15 protein-coding genes are annotated in these 15,241 nt (G+C 75.9%); 7 read left to right on the forward strand and 8 right to left on the reverse strand.

Annotated elements, in window-relative coordinates:
• Window positions 1-131: 131 nt before the first annotated feature.
• Window positions 132-1,118 (forward strand): ABC transporter substrate-binding protein, encoded by a 987-nt coding sequence (locus tag ACIOFR_RS08895; RefSeq protein WP_400993768.1) that lies wholly within the window; start codon window positions 132-134, stop codon window positions 1,116-1,118.
• Window positions 1,119-1,193: 75 nt separating this feature from the next.
• A complete protein-coding gene (locus ACIOFR_RS08900; RefSeq protein WP_400993771.1) occupies window positions 1,194-2,051 on the forward strand; it encodes a class I SAM-dependent methyltransferase in 858 nt (285 codons plus the stop codon).
• A 16-nt stretch (window positions 2,052-2,067) separates the two neighbouring features.
• On the opposite strand, the gene ACIOFR_RS08905 is transcribed toward ACIOFR_RS08900, so the two are convergent.
• Window positions 2,068-2,982, reverse strand: a complete 915-nt coding sequence (locus tag ACIOFR_RS08905) for a hypothetical protein (RefSeq protein ID WP_400993773.1) — start codon at window positions 2,980-2,982, stop codon at window positions 2,068-2,070.
• A gap of 233 nt (window positions 2,983-3,215) precedes the next feature.
• On the opposite strand from ACIOFR_RS08905, the gene ACIOFR_RS08910 reads away from it, so the two are divergent.
• Window positions 3,216-5,744 (forward strand): helicase-associated domain-containing protein, encoded by a 2,529-nt coding sequence (locus ACIOFR_RS08910; RefSeq protein ID WP_400993775.1) that lies wholly within the window; start codon window positions 3,216-3,218, stop codon window positions 5,742-5,744.
• A gap of 41 nt (window positions 5,745-5,785) precedes the next feature.
• Window positions 5,786-6,502 (forward strand): peptidoglycan editing factor PgeF, encoded by a 717-nt coding sequence (gene pgeF, locus ACIOFR_RS08915; protein ID WP_400993778.1) that lies wholly within the window; start codon window positions 5,786-5,788, stop codon window positions 6,500-6,502.
• A gap of 18 nt (window positions 6,503-6,520) precedes the next feature.
• On the opposite strand, the gene ACIOFR_RS08920 is transcribed toward pgeF, so the two are convergent.
• The gene (locus ACIOFR_RS08920; protein ID WP_400993780.1) at window positions 6,521-6,796 is read right to left on the reverse strand and encodes a hypothetical protein; all 276 of its coding nucleotides are present in this window, start codon (window positions 6,794-6,796) and stop codon (window positions 6,521-6,523) included.
• Window positions 6,797-6,893: 97 nt separating this feature from the next.
• Between ACIOFR_RS08920 and ACIOFR_RS08925 the strand changes: the two genes are divergently transcribed.
• Entirely contained in the window at window positions 6,894-8,528 is a 1,635-nt protein-coding gene (locus ACIOFR_RS08925) for a DNA repair helicase XPB (protein WP_400993782.1), read from the forward strand.
• A 42-nt stretch (window positions 8,529-8,570) separates the two neighbouring features.
• Here ACIOFR_RS08925 and ACIOFR_RS08930 read toward each other — a convergent pair whose 3' ends face one another.
• Complete coding sequence (locus tag ACIOFR_RS08930; protein ID WP_400993784.1) at window positions 8,571-8,792, reverse strand: hypothetical protein; 222 nt, start codon at window positions 8,790-8,792, stop codon at window positions 8,571-8,573.
• A gap of 388 nt (window positions 8,793-9,180) precedes the next feature.
• Between ACIOFR_RS08930 and ACIOFR_RS08935 the strand changes: the two genes are divergently transcribed.
• Window positions 9,181-11,274: a HelD family protein gene (locus ACIOFR_RS08935; protein ID WP_400993786.1), complete on the forward strand. Its 2,094-nt coding sequence runs from the start codon at window positions 9,181-9,183 to the stop codon at window positions 11,272-11,274.
• A 77-nt stretch (window positions 11,275-11,351) separates the two neighbouring features.
• Here ACIOFR_RS08935 and ACIOFR_RS08940 read toward each other — a convergent pair whose 3' ends face one another.
• The 3 genes from ACIOFR_RS08940 to ACIOFR_RS08950 all read right to left on the reverse strand — a co-directional run bounded on the left by ACIOFR_RS08940 (window position 11,352) and on the right by ACIOFR_RS08950 (window position 13,381).
• Entirely contained in the window at window positions 11,352-12,038 is a 687-nt protein-coding gene (locus tag ACIOFR_RS08940; RefSeq protein ID WP_400993788.1) for a copper homeostasis protein CutC, read from the reverse strand.
• 66 nt (window positions 12,039-12,104) lie between these two features.
• Window positions 12,105-13,037 carry a hypothetical protein gene (locus tag ACIOFR_RS08945; protein ID WP_400993790.1) on the reverse strand — a complete coding sequence of 311 codons (933 nt, stop codon included), beginning with the start codon at window positions 13,035-13,037 and terminating at the stop codon, window positions 12,105-12,107.
• On the reverse strand, window positions 13,034-13,381 hold the full coding sequence (locus tag ACIOFR_RS08950) for a PadR family transcriptional regulator (RefSeq protein WP_400993792.1): 348 nt from the start codon (window positions 13,379-13,381) through the stop codon (window positions 13,034-13,036). Before ACIOFR_RS08950 ends, ACIOFR_RS08945 begins: the two co-directional genes overlap by 4 nt.
• Window positions 13,382-13,472: 91 nt before the next feature.
• Between ACIOFR_RS08950 and ACIOFR_RS08955 the strand changes: the two genes are divergently transcribed.
• On the forward strand, window positions 13,473-14,111 hold the full coding sequence (locus ACIOFR_RS08955) for an HD domain-containing protein (protein WP_400993794.1): 639 nt from the start codon (window positions 13,473-13,475) through the stop codon (window positions 14,109-14,111).
• A gap of 24 nt (window positions 14,112-14,135) precedes the next feature.
• On the opposite strand, the gene ACIOFR_RS08960 is transcribed toward ACIOFR_RS08955, so the two are convergent.
• Window positions 14,136-14,492: a hypothetical protein gene (locus ACIOFR_RS08960; RefSeq protein ID WP_400993797.1), complete on the reverse strand. Its 357-nt coding sequence runs from the start codon at window positions 14,490-14,492 to the stop codon at window positions 14,136-14,138.
• Between the two features lie 19 nt (window positions 14,493-14,511).
• Window positions 14,512-15,096, reverse strand: a complete 585-nt coding sequence (locus tag ACIOFR_RS08965; RefSeq protein WP_400994013.1) for a Uma2 family endonuclease — start codon at window positions 15,094-15,096, stop codon at window positions 14,512-14,514.
• Window positions 15,097-15,241: the final 145 nt, after the last annotated feature.

The raw sequence follows: 15,241 nt of genomic DNA on the forward strand, positions 1-15,241 counted from the left end.
ACGCCGGACCCGGACGGCGGACCCGGACGCCCCGGGCGCCATTGATCACGCTCTGCCGCACCGGGTCCCCGTCTTCGCGGGCAAACCGGGACATAATCGCTGGCAACCGAGCGTGATCAGGAGGTTCCGGCGTGCCGCACCAGCCCTCCCGCCGCACCGCACTGGCCGGACTGGGCGCCGCGCTGCTGACCGGCTGCACCGCGCTGGGCACCGGTCGGCCGCGGCTGGCGCCGCCGGTCGGCGGCACCGGGAGCCCGCTCCCGCTGCCGACGCCCAGCGTCACGGTGACAGCCGCCACCGGGCCGGTCGTGGTACCGGGCGGCCCGGACCGGGTGATCGCCCTGGACACCGCCGAGCTGGACTCCGCGATGACCCTGGGCATCACCCCGGTGGGCGCCGCCAAGGCCGCCCTCGACGCCGGTCTGCCCGACTACTGGCCCGCGTCCCGGCTGGCCGAGGTCGCCGGGATCGGGGACATCGGCAGCCCCGACCTGGTCCGGATCGTCGCCCTGGACCCGCAGGTGATCCTCGGCAACCGGAGCCGGGACGGCGCCCACTACGACGCCCTGAGCCGCCTCGCGCCCACCGTGTTCACCCACGCCGCCGGCTACCCGTGGAAGGACAACTTCCAGCTGCACGCCGCCGCCCTCGGCCGCCGCGAACAGGCCGCGGCCGTGGTCGGCGCGTACAACCGGCACGTCGGGCAGGCCGTGCAGGCGATCGGCGAGGCCGGCGCGGGCGGCCGGCGGATCAGCGTGGTGCGCTTCGTCGAGGGCTCCCCCGGCATCCGGATGGCCGGGCGGCCGAGCTTCATCGGCAGCGTGCTCGGCGACCTCCAGCTCGGGCGGCCGGACGCGCAGAACGTCGACCGCTTCGAGATCGAGGTGAGCGTCGACCAGCTCGCCCAGGCCGACGGCGACTACCTCTTCCACGCCACCCACGGCGATCCCGAACGGTCCGGCGCCGCGGCCGTCCTGGCCAGTCCCGCCTGGCAGGCGCTCGGCGCCGTGAGGGCGCACCGGGCGTTCCCGGTGGAGGACCAGCTGTGGTTCGAGGGCGTCGGCTACACCGGCGCCAACCTCGTCATCGCCGAACTCCAGCGGGCCCTCGGCGGCTGAACCGGCCGGTGCGCCGTCACGGCTTCGCGCGGACACGCCCTTGCCCCGCCGACGGGCCCGCGCCACCATGGCCGCATGGCGCACGCCCAGCGGCGCAAGGCCGAGATAGCCCGGACCTTCTCCCTCGTCGCCGACGACTACGAGGAGCACAACGGAGCCTTCTTCAACCCGGTCGGCGCACGGCTGGTCGCGCTGGCGGCGCCGGGCCCGGGCCACCGGGTGCTCGACCTGGGCTGCGGCCGCGGCGCGGTGCTGTTCGCGGCGGCCGCCGCCGTCGGCCCGCGCGGGACGGCGGTCGGGATCGACCTGGCGCCCGGCATGGTCCGCCGCACCGCGGCCGACGCCGCCGCCCTCGGACTGCCGCAGGTCGTGGTCCGCCTCGGCGACGCCGAGCAGCCGGACTTCCCGGACGGCTCCTTCGACGCCGTGCTCTCCTCGTTCGCCGTCATCCACACCCCCGACCCGGTCGCCGCCCTCACCGCCGCCCACCGGCTGCTGGCCCCGGGCGGGCTGTTCGGCTTCACCGCCTTCGGCCCGGAGGACCCGCGCTGGGCCGAGCCCTCGGCCGTGCTCACCGGCTTCGCCGCCGGGCGGGGGCCGACGGTGAAGGCCGCCGACGGACGCACCCGCGCGACCGGACCGAATCCGCTGGCCCGCACCGCGGAGGCGGCGGCCGGGCTGCTGCGGGACGCCGGCTTCACCGCCGTACGCACCGTCGAACGGGACTCCGTCACCCACTACCCGGATCCGCGGGCCTGGTGGGAGGCGCTGCGGGCGAGCGGGCGCCGGGCCACCCTGGAGGCCGTCCCCGCCGAACGCCTCGCCGAGGCCCGCCGGGCCGCGCTCGCCGCGCTGGCGCCCCTGACCGGGCCCGACGGATCGCTGACCCGCCGCACCACCATCCGCTACACCACCGCCGTGCGCGGGGACTGACGCCCCGGGGGCCGGCTCACGGCTCCCGGCGCCGCCGCAGCGTCACGGCCAGCAGGAACAGCGCCGTCAGCACCGCGGCGACCCGCAGCACCCCCGGCGCCGCCGACCAGGTCACCTCGCCCATCGGCGTTCCCGCGCTCACCGGCGTGCCCCAGCGGCCCTGCGCCCGGCCCCAGAACCAGACCGTCGCCCCGGTCATGCAGATCATCGGGATCCCCAGCACCGCGAACTTCTTGGTGACGTCGCCGAGCCCCCGGGACAGGTACGCCGCCCCCCAGCCGGCCAGCATCGCCAGCAGCACCCCGGTGTACGCCCCCGCCAGCAGCGCCAGCGCGGCGACCAGCAGCAGCGGCGCCGGCCGCCGCCCGGCCAGCAGCCCGGGCCGCACCGGTGGCCCCACCGCGTCCTCGGCGGCCTCGGGCACCGGGGCCTCCGCGGCCCGGGCCCTCGACGCCCGGCCGACCGGCCCCCGCGCTCCCTTGGCACCCGGTGCCTTCGGACCCGGTTCGGCGTCCTCGTCGCCCTCCCGCGGATCCGGCACGACCGGCGCGGGCGCGGGCTCCTCGAAGGGGTAGAACTTGACGGCGTCCCAGCCGGGGAACCTCGCCGTGACGTCCTCGCCGACCGAGCGCCGGCCGGAGTCGGCACCGGCCGCCGCACCGGACCCCGCACCGGTGCCGGTGAGCGACCGGTCCCACAGCGGCACATCCGACCGCGGTACGTCCGACCGCGGCACGTCCGACCGCGACGACGACGGGCCCGGCGACGAACCGGCGGAGGACGAACCGGACGGCGGCGGGGGCGCAGCGGCCGGCACCTGCGCCGCGTACACGCTCTCCTCGGGCTGCGTCCCCCCGTCGCCCCCGGCGCCGGCTCCCAGCACCCGCCCGCCGACCCGCCACCACTCGCCGTTCGTAGGACTGTCCGCCATCGCCCCGCCACCCCGCATCGCACCGCACCGCACGGCCCACCTGCGCTGACGGTACCCACTGCCGCCCGCCCCAAGCGAGCGCTTCGCCCCCTCGCGCCCCGGCCGGACGCCACGTGCCCGCGGCCGCGCCCGGTCCGGTCGCGGTCCCGGGGTCCGTCCTCGCACTCCCGCCCGGCCCGATCCGCCCGTCGCCCCTTGCCCTCCCTCGGTCCGGGCCGACTAACCTGGGTCGGATGACCACCACGCAGAGCGGGTCGCGCCCCGGCCGGGCCGCCGCCCCCCGCACGCTCGCCGAGGAGCTCCGCGCCCGGAGCGACCAGGCGCTCACCGGCCTGCTGCGGGCGCGGCCCGATCTGCTCAACCCGGTCCCCGGGGACCTGACCCAGCTGGCCGCCCGGCTCTCCAGCCGGGCCTCCGCGCTGCGCGCCCTGGAGCGCCTCGACCGGTTCACCCTTCAGGTCGCGGAGGCGCTCGCCGCGCTGCCCGACGGCGGCCCGGACACGGCCGTGCGCACCCTGCTGACCGGCCCGGCCCGGGTGAAGCCGCACCCGTCGGCCGATCCGGTCGACCGGGAGGCCGTCGCCGCCGCCCTGCCCGCGGCCCTCGCCGAGCTGCGCGAGCAGGCACTGCTCTGGGGCCCGGACTCCGCCCTGCGGCTGGTGATCGCGGTCCGCGAGGCGCTCACCCCCAGCGCCGCCAACCCCGGCCGGACCGGTCTCGGTCCGACGGTGGCCGAAGCCACCGTCGGCATGTCCCCCGCCCGCCTCCAGCAGCTGCTGGCCGGCGCCGGGCTGCCGCCGACCGCCGACCCGGTCACCGCCGTCGCCGCCCTGGCCGGCCTGCTCGCCGATCGCAAGCGCTGCGCCGCGCTGCTCGCGGAGGCACCCGAACCGGCCCTGGCGCTGTTGGAGCGCCTGGTCTGGGGCCCGCCCACCGGCACCGTCCCGGACGCGGCGCGGCCGGTCACCGTGGACGAGGTCCGCAGCCCGGTGGAGTGGCTGCTCGCCCGCGGCCTGCTGCTGCCGTCCAGCGCGGGCTCCGTGGTGCTGCCCCGCGAACTGGCGCTCCACCTGCGGGGCGGCCGCAGCCACCGTGCGGTGGAGGCCGCACCGCCCGCCCTCACCGCCGCCGACACCCGCGATCCCCAGGCGGTGGACGGCGCCGCGGCCGGCCAGGCGTACACCGCCGTCCGCACCGTCGAGGAGCTGCTGGACGCCTGGGGCCTGCAACCGCCCGCCACCCTGCGGGCCGGCGGGCTCGGCGTCCGCGACCTCAAGCGGGCCGCGCTGATCCTGGAGTGCCCCGAGCCGGTCGCCGCATTCTGGCTGGAACTCGCCTACACCGCGGGCCTGCTGGCCCCGGACGGCGAGGCCGACGAACGCTGGGCGCCCACTCCCGGCTACGACCTCTGGCTGCAGCAGCCCACCGCCGACCGCTGGGCGCAGCTCTCCCGCAGCTGGCTCACCGCCACCCGGGTCGCCGCGCTGACCGGCAGCCCCGACGGCAAGGGCAGGACCCGGGCCGCCCTCGGCCCCGAGCTGGACCGCACCCTCGCCCCGCTGGTCCGCCGCGCCGTGCTGGAGCTGCTCGGCGAGCTGCCGACCGGCTCGGTGGTGGGCGCCGGGGCCCTGCTGCCCGTGCTCCGCTGGCAGCGGCCGCTGCGTGGCGGGCCGACCGGCCCGGACGGCCGCGACCTGCGCGACCACCTCACCGAGTGGACGCTGGAGGAGGCCGAACTGCTCGGCGTCACCGGCCGCGGCGCGCTGGCCTCGCCCGCCCGCGCCCTGCTGGCCGGCGCCGACCCCGGCCCGCTGCTGGACCCGCTGCTGCCGCGGCCGCTGGACCACGTGATCCTGCAGCCCGATCTGACGGCCATCGCCCCCGGTCCGCTGCTGACCCCGCTCGCCCAGGCACTCGCCCTGTGCGCGGACGTCGAGTCCAAGGGCGGTGCCACCGTCTACCGCTTCACCCCCGACTCGGTGCGCCGCGCGCTGGACGCCGGCCGGACCGCCGCCGACCTGCGCACCTTCCTCACCCAGCACTCCCGCACCCCGGTGCCGCAGCCGCTCAGCTACCTGATCGACGACGTGGCCCGCCGGCACGGCGTGCTGCGGGTCGGCGCGGCCTCCTCGTACCTGCGCTGCGACGACCCGGCCCTGCTCGCCGAGGTGCTGGCCGACCGCCGGGCCGCCGAACTGAGGCTGCGGCTGCTGGCGCCGACGGTGCTGGCGGCCCAGGCCGGTCCGGAGACCCTGCTGTCGGTGGTCCGGCAGATGGGGTACGCACCGGTCGCCGAGTCCGCCGAGGGCGACGTGCTGATCACCCGCCCGGACAGCCACCGCACCCTGCCCCGCACGCCCCCCGTCCCCGTGCCGGACGGCCCGCCGCAGCCGGACGAGGTGCTGCTCGCCGCCGCGCTCAAGGCGATCCGGGCCGGCGACCGGGCCGCCACCGCGGTGCGCCGGGAGACGGTGGCCGGCCCGGCCGCCACCCTGCAGCAGACCGGTCCCGCCCGCACCGACCTGCGCCACCTGCCGCGCAGCGCCGCCGCCGACACCCTGGCCGCACTGCAGACGGCCGTCCTGCTCGGTGAACGGATGTGGATCGGGTACATCAACGCGGAGGGGCTGTCCTCGCAGCGGGTGGTCGACCCGGTGAAGGTGGAGGGCGGCTTCGTCACCGCGTACGACCACCTGTCCGACGAGGTCCGTACCTTCGCCCTGCACCGGATCACCGGCGTCGCCGAGGTCGACGAGGACTGACCGCCGGACCAGCCGCACCACCTACCCACTGGGGGACCCCGATGGAACTCGCACCCGGCATCCGGTACGCGGTCGCCGACCGTCGCGGCGGAGTGAGCGCCGCACCCTTCGACAGCCGCAACCTGGGCGGCACGACCCGGGACGACCCGGCCGCCGTCCGGCGCAACCGCGAGCTGACCGCCCGTGAGTTCGGCCTGGACCCGGCCCGCGTGGTGTTCATGCGCCAGGTGCACAGCGCCGACGTGCGCTACGTCACCGAGCCGTTCGGGGCGGACGCGCCGCCGCTCGACGGGGTGTTCACCGACCGGCCCGGACTGGCCCTGGCGGCGCTGGCCGCCGACTGCGCGCCCGTCCTGCTGGCCGACCCGGTCGGGCGGAGGGTGGGCGCGGCCCACTCGGGGCGGGTCGGCACCGTGTCGGGCGTGGTGCCCGCCCTGGTCGCGGCCATGACCGAGCGCGGCAGCGACCCGGCCGACCTGGTGGCCCTGATCGGTCCGCTGGCCTGCGGACGCTGCTACGAGGTGCCGGCGGCGATGCGCGAGGAGGCCTGCGCCGACCTGCCGGAACTGTGGTCCACCACCCGCCGGGAGACCCCGGCGCTGGACGTCCGGGCGGGGATCACCGCCCAGCTCACCCGCGCCGGGGTGACCGGGATCCGGCACGACGACCGGTGCACCATGGAGGACCCGGACCTGTTCTCGCACCGCCGCGAGCAGACCACCGGCCGCTTCGCGGCCTACGTCTGGCTCACCGGCTGAGACCCGGCCCGGCGGTGCTCAGTGCTGCTGGGCCTGTTGGGCGTCCTGCTCCTGCTTCTGCTTCTTCGCCTCGTCGACGATCGCCTGCGGGTCCGGCATCTTGGGCTCGACCCCGGTCAGCAGACCGGTGACGGTGAAGGCCGCGGTGCCGAACAGCCCGCCGGGCTGCCCGATGTCCGCGACCTGGTCGAGGCCGGGGGTGGGAGCGGCCTGTGCCGGGGTCGCACCGACGGCGGTGGCGACGGCGGCGCCGGAGAGGGCGAGGCCGGCCAGGAAGCGGTTGCGCTTGTTCATGGGCTGCTCAACGAGCCCGTGGCCGTCCGGTCACCCGGCTCCACCCGAGTGCGGGACAATGGAAGGTCTGCGACACCACCACCGGAGGGCTCCCCGCGTGAACGACGGACCGCTCATCGTCCAGAGCGACAAGACGCTGCTGCTGGAGATCGACCACCCCAAGGCCGCCGACTGCCGCCGCGCCATCGCCCCGTTCGCCGAGCTGGAGCGGGCGCCCGAGCACATCCACACCTACCGGGTCACCCCGCTCGGTCTGTGGAACGCCCGCGCCGCCGGCCACGACGCCGAGCAGGTGGTGGACGCCCTGGTGACGTACTCCCGCTACCCCGTGCCGCACGCGCTGCTGGTGGACGTCGCCGACACCATGGCGCGCTACGGGCGGCTGCAGCTGCAGAAGCACCCGGTGCACGGGCTGGTGCTGTCCACCACCGACCGCCCGGTGCTGGAGGAGGTGCTGCGCTCGAAGAAGATCGTCCCGCTGGTCGGCGCCCGGGTCGACCCGGACACGGTGGTGGTGCACCCCTCCGAGCGCGGGCAGATCAAGCAGATCCTGCTCAAGCTCGGGTGGCCCGCCGAGGACCACGCCGGGTACGTGGACGGCGAGGCCCACCCGATCGAGCTGGACCAGGACGGCTGGCACCTGCGCCCGTACCAGCAGCAGGCCGTGGAGGGCTTCTGGCACGGCGGCAGCGGCGTGGTGGTGCTGCCCTGCGGCGCCGGCAAGACGCTGGTCGGCGCCGCGGCGATGGCCGAGGCCAAGTCGACCACGCTGATCCTGGTCACCAACACCGTCTCGGCCCGGCAGTGGAAGCACGAGCTGGTGAAGCGGACCTCGCTGACCGAGGACGAGATCGGCGAGTACAGCGGAACCCGCAAGGAGATCCGCCCGGTCACCATCGCCACCTACCAGGTGATGACGACCAAGCGGAAGGGCGTGTACGCGCACCTGGAGCTGTTCGACGCCCGGAACTGGGGCCTGGTGGTCTACGACGAGGTGCACCTGCTGCCCGCGCCGGTCTTCAAGTTCACCGCCGACCTCCAGGCCCGCCGCCGGCTCGGCCTGACGGCGACCCTGGTGCGCGAGGACGGCCGCGAGGGCGACGTGTTCTCGCTGATCGGCCCGAAGCGCTTCGACGCCCCGTGGAAGGAGATCGAGGCGCAGGGCTACATCGCCCCGGCCGACTGCTGCGAGGTGCGGGTGACCCTCTCCGACTCCGAGCGGCTCACCTACGCGACCGCCGAGCCGGAGGACAAGTACCGCTTCTGTTCCACCACCGCGACCAAGCGCCGCGTGGTGGAGTCGCTGGTCCGCAAACACGCGGGCGACCAGACCCTGGTCATCGGGCAGTACATCGACCAGCTGGACGAACTGGGCGAGGTGCTGGACGCCCCCGTGATCAAGGGCGAGACCAGCAACGCCCAGCGGGAGAAGCTGTTCGAGGCCTTCCGGACCAAGGAGATCAGCGTGCTGGTCGTCTCCAAGGTCGCCAACTTCTCGATCGACCTGCCGGAGGCGACGGTGGCCATCCAGGTCTCCGGCACCTTCGGCTCGCGCCAGGAGGAGGCCCAGCGCCTCGGCCGGGTGCTGCGCCCCAAGGCGGACGGGCACTCGGCGCACTTCTACTCGGTGGTCGCCCGGGACACCGTCGACCAGGACTTCGCCGCCCACCGGCAGCGGTTCCTGGCCGAGCAGGGCTACGCCTACCGGATCATCGACGCCGACGACGTGTGACCGACCGGCCCGACCCGGGTGACCGACGGGCCGGCCGCCGGGTCAGAAGCGGACGCCGTCCCGGCCGAGGAAGACCACCCGGGCGGCGGTGTCCAGCAGGATGCCGACGTTGCGGACGGCCGTGGTCATCGGCCGGTGACGGCGGGGCCCGGTGGCCGAGGTCGCGCCGGCGGCGACCCGGGGACCGGGGACGGAGTTCTCGGACGTGCGCGCCCGGCGGGCGGAAGCCGCGGCCCGGGGCGCCGTGATGTGTACGGTGCTCATGCCTTCAACAGTAGGTTTTCGGCCATACGAACGGCATCAGTCCGAAGACCGTAGTCAGGGGGGCCGAGGTCGTCCTTCCGGCGTACGCGGAGCCCTGGGGCTCTCGGGGGCGCGGGTCCGGGTCGTACGGCGCGCGGGCCGGGCTCGTGCGCCGCGCGGGGGAGGCCGGCGCACGGTGAATTGATTCGCGCCGCCCGGTGAGCGGGTCTATGCTCTCCGGTCTGCCCCCTCCCGAACCGTGGTGCCCGTCGTCGGCAGCCGTGGGAGGTCCCGACCGGTCGGCAACCGGCGGTACCCCCTCCACCGTGAGCTCCGACAAGTCCGCTGCACTGCCCTGCCCGCCCCGCCGTTCCGTGCGACGGGCACCAGGCAGCCGGGAAGGTTCGCTGTGCCATCTCCCACCCCCACCGACGATCCGCTGCGCCGTGAGCGGGACCACCTGGCCGCCTCCCGGGCGGCGCTGCGCGCGATGCGCGAGGACGTCGAATCGCTCGACCTGCGGGACGTCACGGGCACCTGGGTGTCCGCCGCCGTCCTGCGCAACCAGATCGAGCTGCGGATCGCCGCGCTGGCCGACCTGGCGCACACCCCGCTGTTCTTCGGCCGCCTCGACTACCTCCACCCGGTCGGCGCGGCCCCCTCCTCGCCGACGGCCGACGAGGAGGAGGCCGCCGGCGGGGAGGAGGCCGCCGGCGGGGAGCGGTTCTACATCGGCCGCCGGCACGTGCACGACGCGGACGGCGACCCGATGGTGATCGACTGGCGCGCGCCGGTCTCCCAGCCGTTCTACCGGGCCAGCCGCAAGGAGCCGCTGGACGTCGAGCGGCGGCGCCGGTTCGGCTACACCGGCGGCGAGCTGACCGCCTACGAGGACGAGCACCTGACCGACCCGACCGAGACCGAGACCCGCTCGGCCCTGCTCGCCGCCGAGATCGAGAAGCCCCGCGTCGGCCCGATGCGGGACATCGTGGCGACCATCCAGCCCGAGCAGGACGAGATCGTCCGGACCGACGTCTCCGGCACGGTCTGCGTCCAGGGCGCGCCCGGCACCGGGAAGACCGCCGTGGGCCTGCACCGGGTCGCCTACCTGCTGTACGCGCACCGCGAGCGGCTCGCCCGCACCGGCACCCTGGTGATCGGCCCGAACCGCTCGTTCCTGCACTACATCGAGCAGGTGCTGCCCGCGCTCGGCGAGGTGGACGTCGCCCAGGCCACCGTCCAGGACCTGGTCGGCCGGGTCGAGGTGCGCGGCGAGGACTCGGCGGCCGCGGCGACGGTCAAGGGCGACGCCCGGATGGCCGAGGTGCTCCAGCGGGCCGTACGGGCCGGGATCAGCCTGCCGGCCGAGCCCTGCGTGGTGGTCCGCGGCTCCCGGCGCTGGCGCGTCCCGGCCTACGAACTCGTCGAGATCATCGAGGAGTTGCAGCGCCGCGGGATCCGCTACGGCGCGGCCGCCGAGGCGCTGCCGCAGCGGATCGCACACGCCGTCCTGGTGAAGATGGAGCAGGGCGGCGAGGCCCCGGACGACCGGGTGCAGGACGCGGTGGCCCGCACCCCCGCCGTGAAGGCCGTGGTCCGGGCCTGCTGGCCGGCGGTCGACCCGGTCCGGCTGGTGCACCGGCTGCTCGCCGACGCGGCCTTCCTCGCCGAGTGCGCCGAGGGGATCCTGAGCCCCGAGGAGCAGGAGCTGATCCGCTGGGCGCGGCCGCCGCGCTCGGTGAAGTCCGCCCGCTGGTCGGCCGCGGACGCGGTCCTCGTGGACGAGGCCTTCGACCTGGTCCAGCGCACGCCCTCGCTGGGCCACGTGGTGCTGGACGAGGCGCAGGACCTCTCGCCGATGCAGTACCGCGCGGTCGGCCGGCGCTGCTCGACCGGCTCGGCCACCGTCCTGGGCGACCTGGCCCAGGGCACCACGCCCTGGGCGACGGGGAGTTGGCCGGAGGCGCTGCACCACCTGGGCAAGGCGGGGGCCCACGTCGAGGAGCTGACCCAGGGCTTCCGGGTCCCGGAGGAGGTGATCGTCTACGCCTCCCGGCTGCTGCCCTCGATCGCCCCGGGCCTGGCGCCGGCGTCCTCGGTCCGCGAACTGCCCGACTCCCTGGCGGTCCGTCACGTTCCGGACGGTCTGCTGGAGTCGGTGGTGGCGGCCTGCCGCGGGACGCTCGCCCTGGAGGGGTCGACCGGCCTGATCGCGGCGGACGCCCGGATCCCCCTGCTGGCCGAGGCGCTGACCGCGGCCGGCCTGCCGTTCCTCGACCCGGGCACCGAGACCACGGCCGACGCCCGGCTGACCCTCGTCCCGGCCTCGCTCGCCAAGGGCCTGGAGTACGACTACGTGGTGCTGGACGAGCCGGCCGCGGTGGTCGCCGGGGAGCCGGACGAGCGGACCGGACTGCGCCGGCTGTACGTGGCACTGACCCGGGCGGTGTCCGGGCTGACCGTGCTGCACAGCGAGCCGCTGCCCGAGCAGCTGCGGTCATGAGGACGCGGGCGTGACGGAGCGGGTGGGAAGAAGGGGGCCGCGGTCCGCCGACCGCGACCCCCGCCTCCCGGACGCCCTCAGGCGTCGATCAGGGCCCGCCACTCGGCGACCTTCGCCGCGTCGACCGGGGTGTGCCAGTCGTCGGTGCGGACGGCTCCGCCGATGTGGAACGCGTCGAAGCCGGCCGCCCGCAGCCCGGGGACGTGCTCGGCCCGCAGGCCGCCCCCGACCAGGATCCGCTGCCGGTAGCCGGGCTCGCCCGCCTTGGCCAACTCGCCCTCCAGGACGTGCTGCCCGTGCGAGACGCCCGCGGCGGCGCCGGAGGTGAGGTAGGTGTCCAGGCCGGGGAGGTCGGCGAGGTCGGCGCGCAGCGCCGCGCGGTCGGCGCTGTGGTCGATGGCGCGGTGGAAGGTCCAGCGGCAGCCGGCCACCGCCTCGGCGACGGCGCGGGTCGCGGGCAGGTCGAGCCGGCCGTCCGCGGTCAGGAAGCCCAGGACGAACTCCTCGGCGCCCTCGGCGCGCAGGGCGGCGGCCCGGGCGAGCAGCTCGTCCAGGCCGCCGGGGGTGAAGCCGTCCCGGATGCGCAGCATGACGCGCAGCGGGAGGTCGACGGCGGCGCGGATCGCGGCGAAGTCCGCCACCGCCGGGGTGAGGCCGTCGGCGGCCATGTCCGTGACCAGTTCGAGGCGGTCGGCGCCGCCGGCTGCGGCGGCCTGGGCATCCTGCGCGGTCAGCGCGATGACTTCGAAGATTGGTCTAGACATGCGGCTACCTTGCCACACCCCCCGCCACCTCGGCGAGCCCCCGCGGGCAGTCACCCGACCGCCCGTTCAGTCCGCCGTCGGCGGCCGGTGCGACAGCCGGGCCTCGTGCCGGCGCCGGAGCCACCGGGCCCAGACCATCGCCAGGATCACGAACACCAGGTAGCCCGCCACCCGGCGGGCACCGCCGAGCTCCAGGTCGATCCAGTACCAGAGGTTGTCGTCGATCAGCAGCGGCAGCGCGCCGATCGCCGCCGCGGCCGGCAGCACCCGGCCGCGGGCCAGGCCCAGCAGCGGCAGCGCCACCAGCGCGAGCCGGTAGGGGTGCCAGCTCGGGTCCCAGAGCAGGTGCGTGTCAACGACCTTCCCGCCCACCGTGAGCAGCAGCGCCACCGCGACGCCCGCGAGGACGGTGGGCACCGCCCGGCGCACCCGCCCGCCGAGCAGGTCCGCCGGCGCCGGGAGCAGCAGCACCAGCCAGACCGCGAGGCCCAGCGAGGCCCGGACGGCCTGTGCGAGGTAGACCGACAGCGGCAGGTGCTGGAACGCCGGGCTCTGGGTGGCCCAGCCGACCTCCAGCACGATCCCGGCAACGGTCGCGGCCACCGCGATCCAGCGCGCCGCCACCCAGCGCCCGGCCAGCCCGGCCACCAGGGCCACCGCCCAGACGACGGGGAGGCCGACCCACCACCAGCGCAACTGCCCGTGCCAGGCGAAGTCGTACGGCGCCATCCGCCACGCCGCGCCGGCCTGCCGGCCGAGCCCGGCCCCGACCACGAACGGCACCGCCGCCGCGATCAGCTGCCCGGGCAGGCCGCCGGAGGTCAGCCCGGCCCGCAGCCGCAGGCCGTGGCCGGCCAGCCCGGCCAGCTCGCGGGCCCGGCCCAGGCGGCCCGTCCCGGCGGCCAACGAGTCGTAGACCTCGGCGAGTTCGGCGCCCCGGTCGGCACGGTAGGCGCGCGGGTAGAGCCGCAGCACGGCGTCGAGTGTGCGGTCGCTCATGCGAAGGCTCCGTTCAGTCGGGGACGGACGACCGCGAGCCGCCGCTCGGCCTCGGCCGCGACGGCCCGCAGGCGCTCGGCCTCGGCGGCCAGCACCGCCCGGCCGGAGTCGCTGAGCGCGTAGGTACGGCGGGCCCGGCCGTCCACCACCTCGTCGCTCTCGACCCGGATCAGGCCCTGCCCGAGCAACCGGTCGAGCGCGCCGTACAGCGTGCCGGCCCGCATCCGGACGCGGCCGCCGGAGATGACGGCGATCTCCTGGATCAGCGCGTAGCCGTGCCGGGGCGCGTCGGCGAGGGCGGTGAGCAGGAGCAGCGTGGGCTCCTGGATCGAACGTTCTGTCATGTCGCCCATATATACCGGTCGTCGGTATATACCGTCAGGCGATTCGAGAAACCCGGCCCTCCCTGACGGACCGTCGCCGCGCCGGGCCACAATGGGCGCCATGACCGCCGACCTGCTGGACCGCTGGAACGACCTGCTGCGCCGCTGCGGCGCGACCGTGGACCCGCAGCCGTACGGCCGGGACCTGCTGGGGCGCTGGGCCGAACCGCAGCGCCGCTACCACACCACCGACCACCTGCGGGCGGTGCTCGACCACGCGGACGCGCTCGCCGCGCAGGCCGCGGACCCGGACGCCGTCCGGCTGGCGGCCTGGTTCCACGACGCCGTCTACCGGCCGGACCGCTCCGAGAACGAGGAGCGCAGCGCGACCCTGGCGGTCCGGGCGCTGCGCGAGGCCGGGCTGGCCGAGCCGCTGGTCGAGGAGGTGGCCCGGCTGGTGAGGCTCACCGTCACGCACGCCCCCGAGGCCGGGGACCGCAACGGCGAGGTGCTCTGCGACGCCGACCTGGCCGTGCTCGGCGGCTCGCCCGAGCAGTACGCGGCGTACGCGGCCGCCGTCCGCGAGGAGTACGGCTTCGTTCCCGAGGACGCCTTCCGGGCGGGCCGGGCGACGGTCCTGCGCCAGTTGCTGGAGCTGCCCGCGCTGTACCGCACCGAGGCCGCCCGGGCACGCTTCGACGCCGCCGCGCGCGCCAACCTGGCGGCCGAGCTCAGGACCCTCGAAGGCTGACCCGGCCAGGCCGGCCCAGCACGGTCAGGTCAGCTTCCCGACCGGCGCGACGATAAGGCCCTCCTTGCCGCACACCCAGCGCGGGTCCGGTCCGAGCTCGGGTTCCACGCTCAGCGCGTGCGGGTCGCCGTCCCCGGCGCAGGCCTCGCACAGCGGCCAGCGGCCGTACGCCTCCAGCAGCGCGTCCTGGACGTCCTGGGCGACCAGCCCGAGCACGAACTCGGTGCCGTCCGGCCACTGCTCCAGCCACCAGCGGCGGTGCGTCACGGCGTCCTCGACCAGGGACACCACGGCGGCGTCCGCGACGTCGCGGGCGGTCAGGTCGGCGAGGATCAGCGCCCGGGCGCTGTGCAGTGCGGCTTCGATCTCAGGACTGGCCATCCGCCCATTGTCCCGCAGCTCAGCGCGGCCCCGGGAACCCGTCGGTCACCAGCTCGGCCCCGAACGGCTCCGGCAGGGAGACCGGCTTGCCGAAGGGCGTGCGCAGGCTCCGCCGGTAGGCACCGTTGACCGGCTCCGAGAACAGCGTGACGGTCGGGCCGTGCTCGTCGAAGCGGTCGATCAGCAGGTAGTGCGGGACGGGTGCGTGGGCGTAGGCCCAGAGCTTCCTGGTGCGGTCGTGCCGTGCGTTGCCGGCGGAGGTGATCTCGACGGCCAGCAGGATCTCGGAGGCGTCGACCGGGTCCGCGTCGCCGCGGTCCGGCTGCTTGAGGAGCTCCTTGTCCACGACCACCAGGTCCGGGACGTAGATCCGCTCCGACTGCACGATCTCGACTCCGAGGGTCTGATAGGCGCCGATCTCCGGAGGGAGGCAGCGCACCAGGGCGTCATGCACCTCACCAGCGATCAGGTTGTGGCCCTTGCCGGGCGGTGGCACCAAGACGATCTGCCCTTCCTCGATCTCGGCGCGCCAGCCCTCCGGGACGTCCAGTTCCCTCCAGGTGTCCAGCAGGTAGGTCCACTCCCGTTCCGACTCCACGGCCATCGCGGTCACCGCCGTCCCCCCTTCTGTCGCATGACGCTGCTCGCCCTCACCGTAGCCGCGCTCCGAGGCGCCGGGACCCTTCATGCGCCCAGCGTCGCACGATCGGGTGACCGGGGGCGAGAACGCCGCGAGGGCGGCCTCCCCG

Source organism: Kitasatospora sp. NPDC088346 (assembly GCF_044740765.1).
Classification (GTDB): domain Bacteria; phylum Actinomycetota; class Actinomycetes; order Streptomycetales; family Streptomycetaceae; genus Kitasatospora.

Bases quoted from the DNA above. Each gene is read 5' to 3' on its own strand.
- ACIOFR_RS08900 (WP_400993771.1), top strand. From the start codon at position 1,194: ATGGCGCACGCCCAGCGGCGCAAGGCCGAGATAGCCCGGACCTTCTCC.
- ACIOFR_RS08905 (WP_400993773.1), bottom strand. From the start codon at position 2,982: ATGGCGGACAGTCCTACGAACGGCGAGTGGTGGCGGGTCGGCGGGCGG.
- ACIOFR_RS08910 (WP_400993775.1), top strand. From the start codon at position 3,216: ATGACCACCACGCAGAGCGGGTCGCGCCCCGGCCGGGCCGCCGCCCCC.
- pgeF (WP_400993778.1), top strand. From the start codon at position 5,786: ATGGAACTCGCACCCGGCATCCGGTACGCGGTCGCCGACCGTCGCGGC.
- ACIOFR_RS08920 (WP_400993780.1), bottom strand. From the start codon at position 6,796: ATGAACAAGCGCAACCGCTTCCTGGCCGGCCTCGCCCTCTCCGGCGCC.
- ACIOFR_RS08930 (WP_400993784.1), bottom strand. From the start codon at position 8,792: ATGAGCACCGTACACATCACGGCGCCCCGGGCCGCGGCTTCCGCCCGC.
- ACIOFR_RS08940 (WP_400993788.1), bottom strand. From the start codon at position 12,038: ATGTCTAGACCAATCTTCGAAGTCATCGCGCTGACCGCGCAGGATGCC.
- ACIOFR_RS08945 (WP_400993790.1), bottom strand. From the start codon at position 13,037: ATGAGCGACCGCACACTCGACGCCGTGCTGCGGCTCTACCCGCGCGCC.
- ACIOFR_RS08950 (WP_400993792.1), bottom strand. From the start codon at position 13,381: ATGACAGAACGTTCGATCCAGGAGCCCACGCTGCTCCTGCTCACCGCC.
- ACIOFR_RS08955 (WP_400993794.1), top strand. From the start codon at position 13,473: ATGGGCGCCATGACCGCCGACCTGCTGGACCGCTGGAACGACCTGCTG.
- ACIOFR_RS08960 (WP_400993797.1), bottom strand. From the start codon at position 14,492: ATGGCCAGTCCTGAGATCGAAGCCGCACTGCACAGCGCCCGGGCGCTG.
- ACIOFR_RS08965 (WP_400994013.1), bottom strand. From the start codon at position 15,096: ATGGCCGTGGAGTCGGAACGGGAGTGGACCTACCTGCTGGACACCTGG.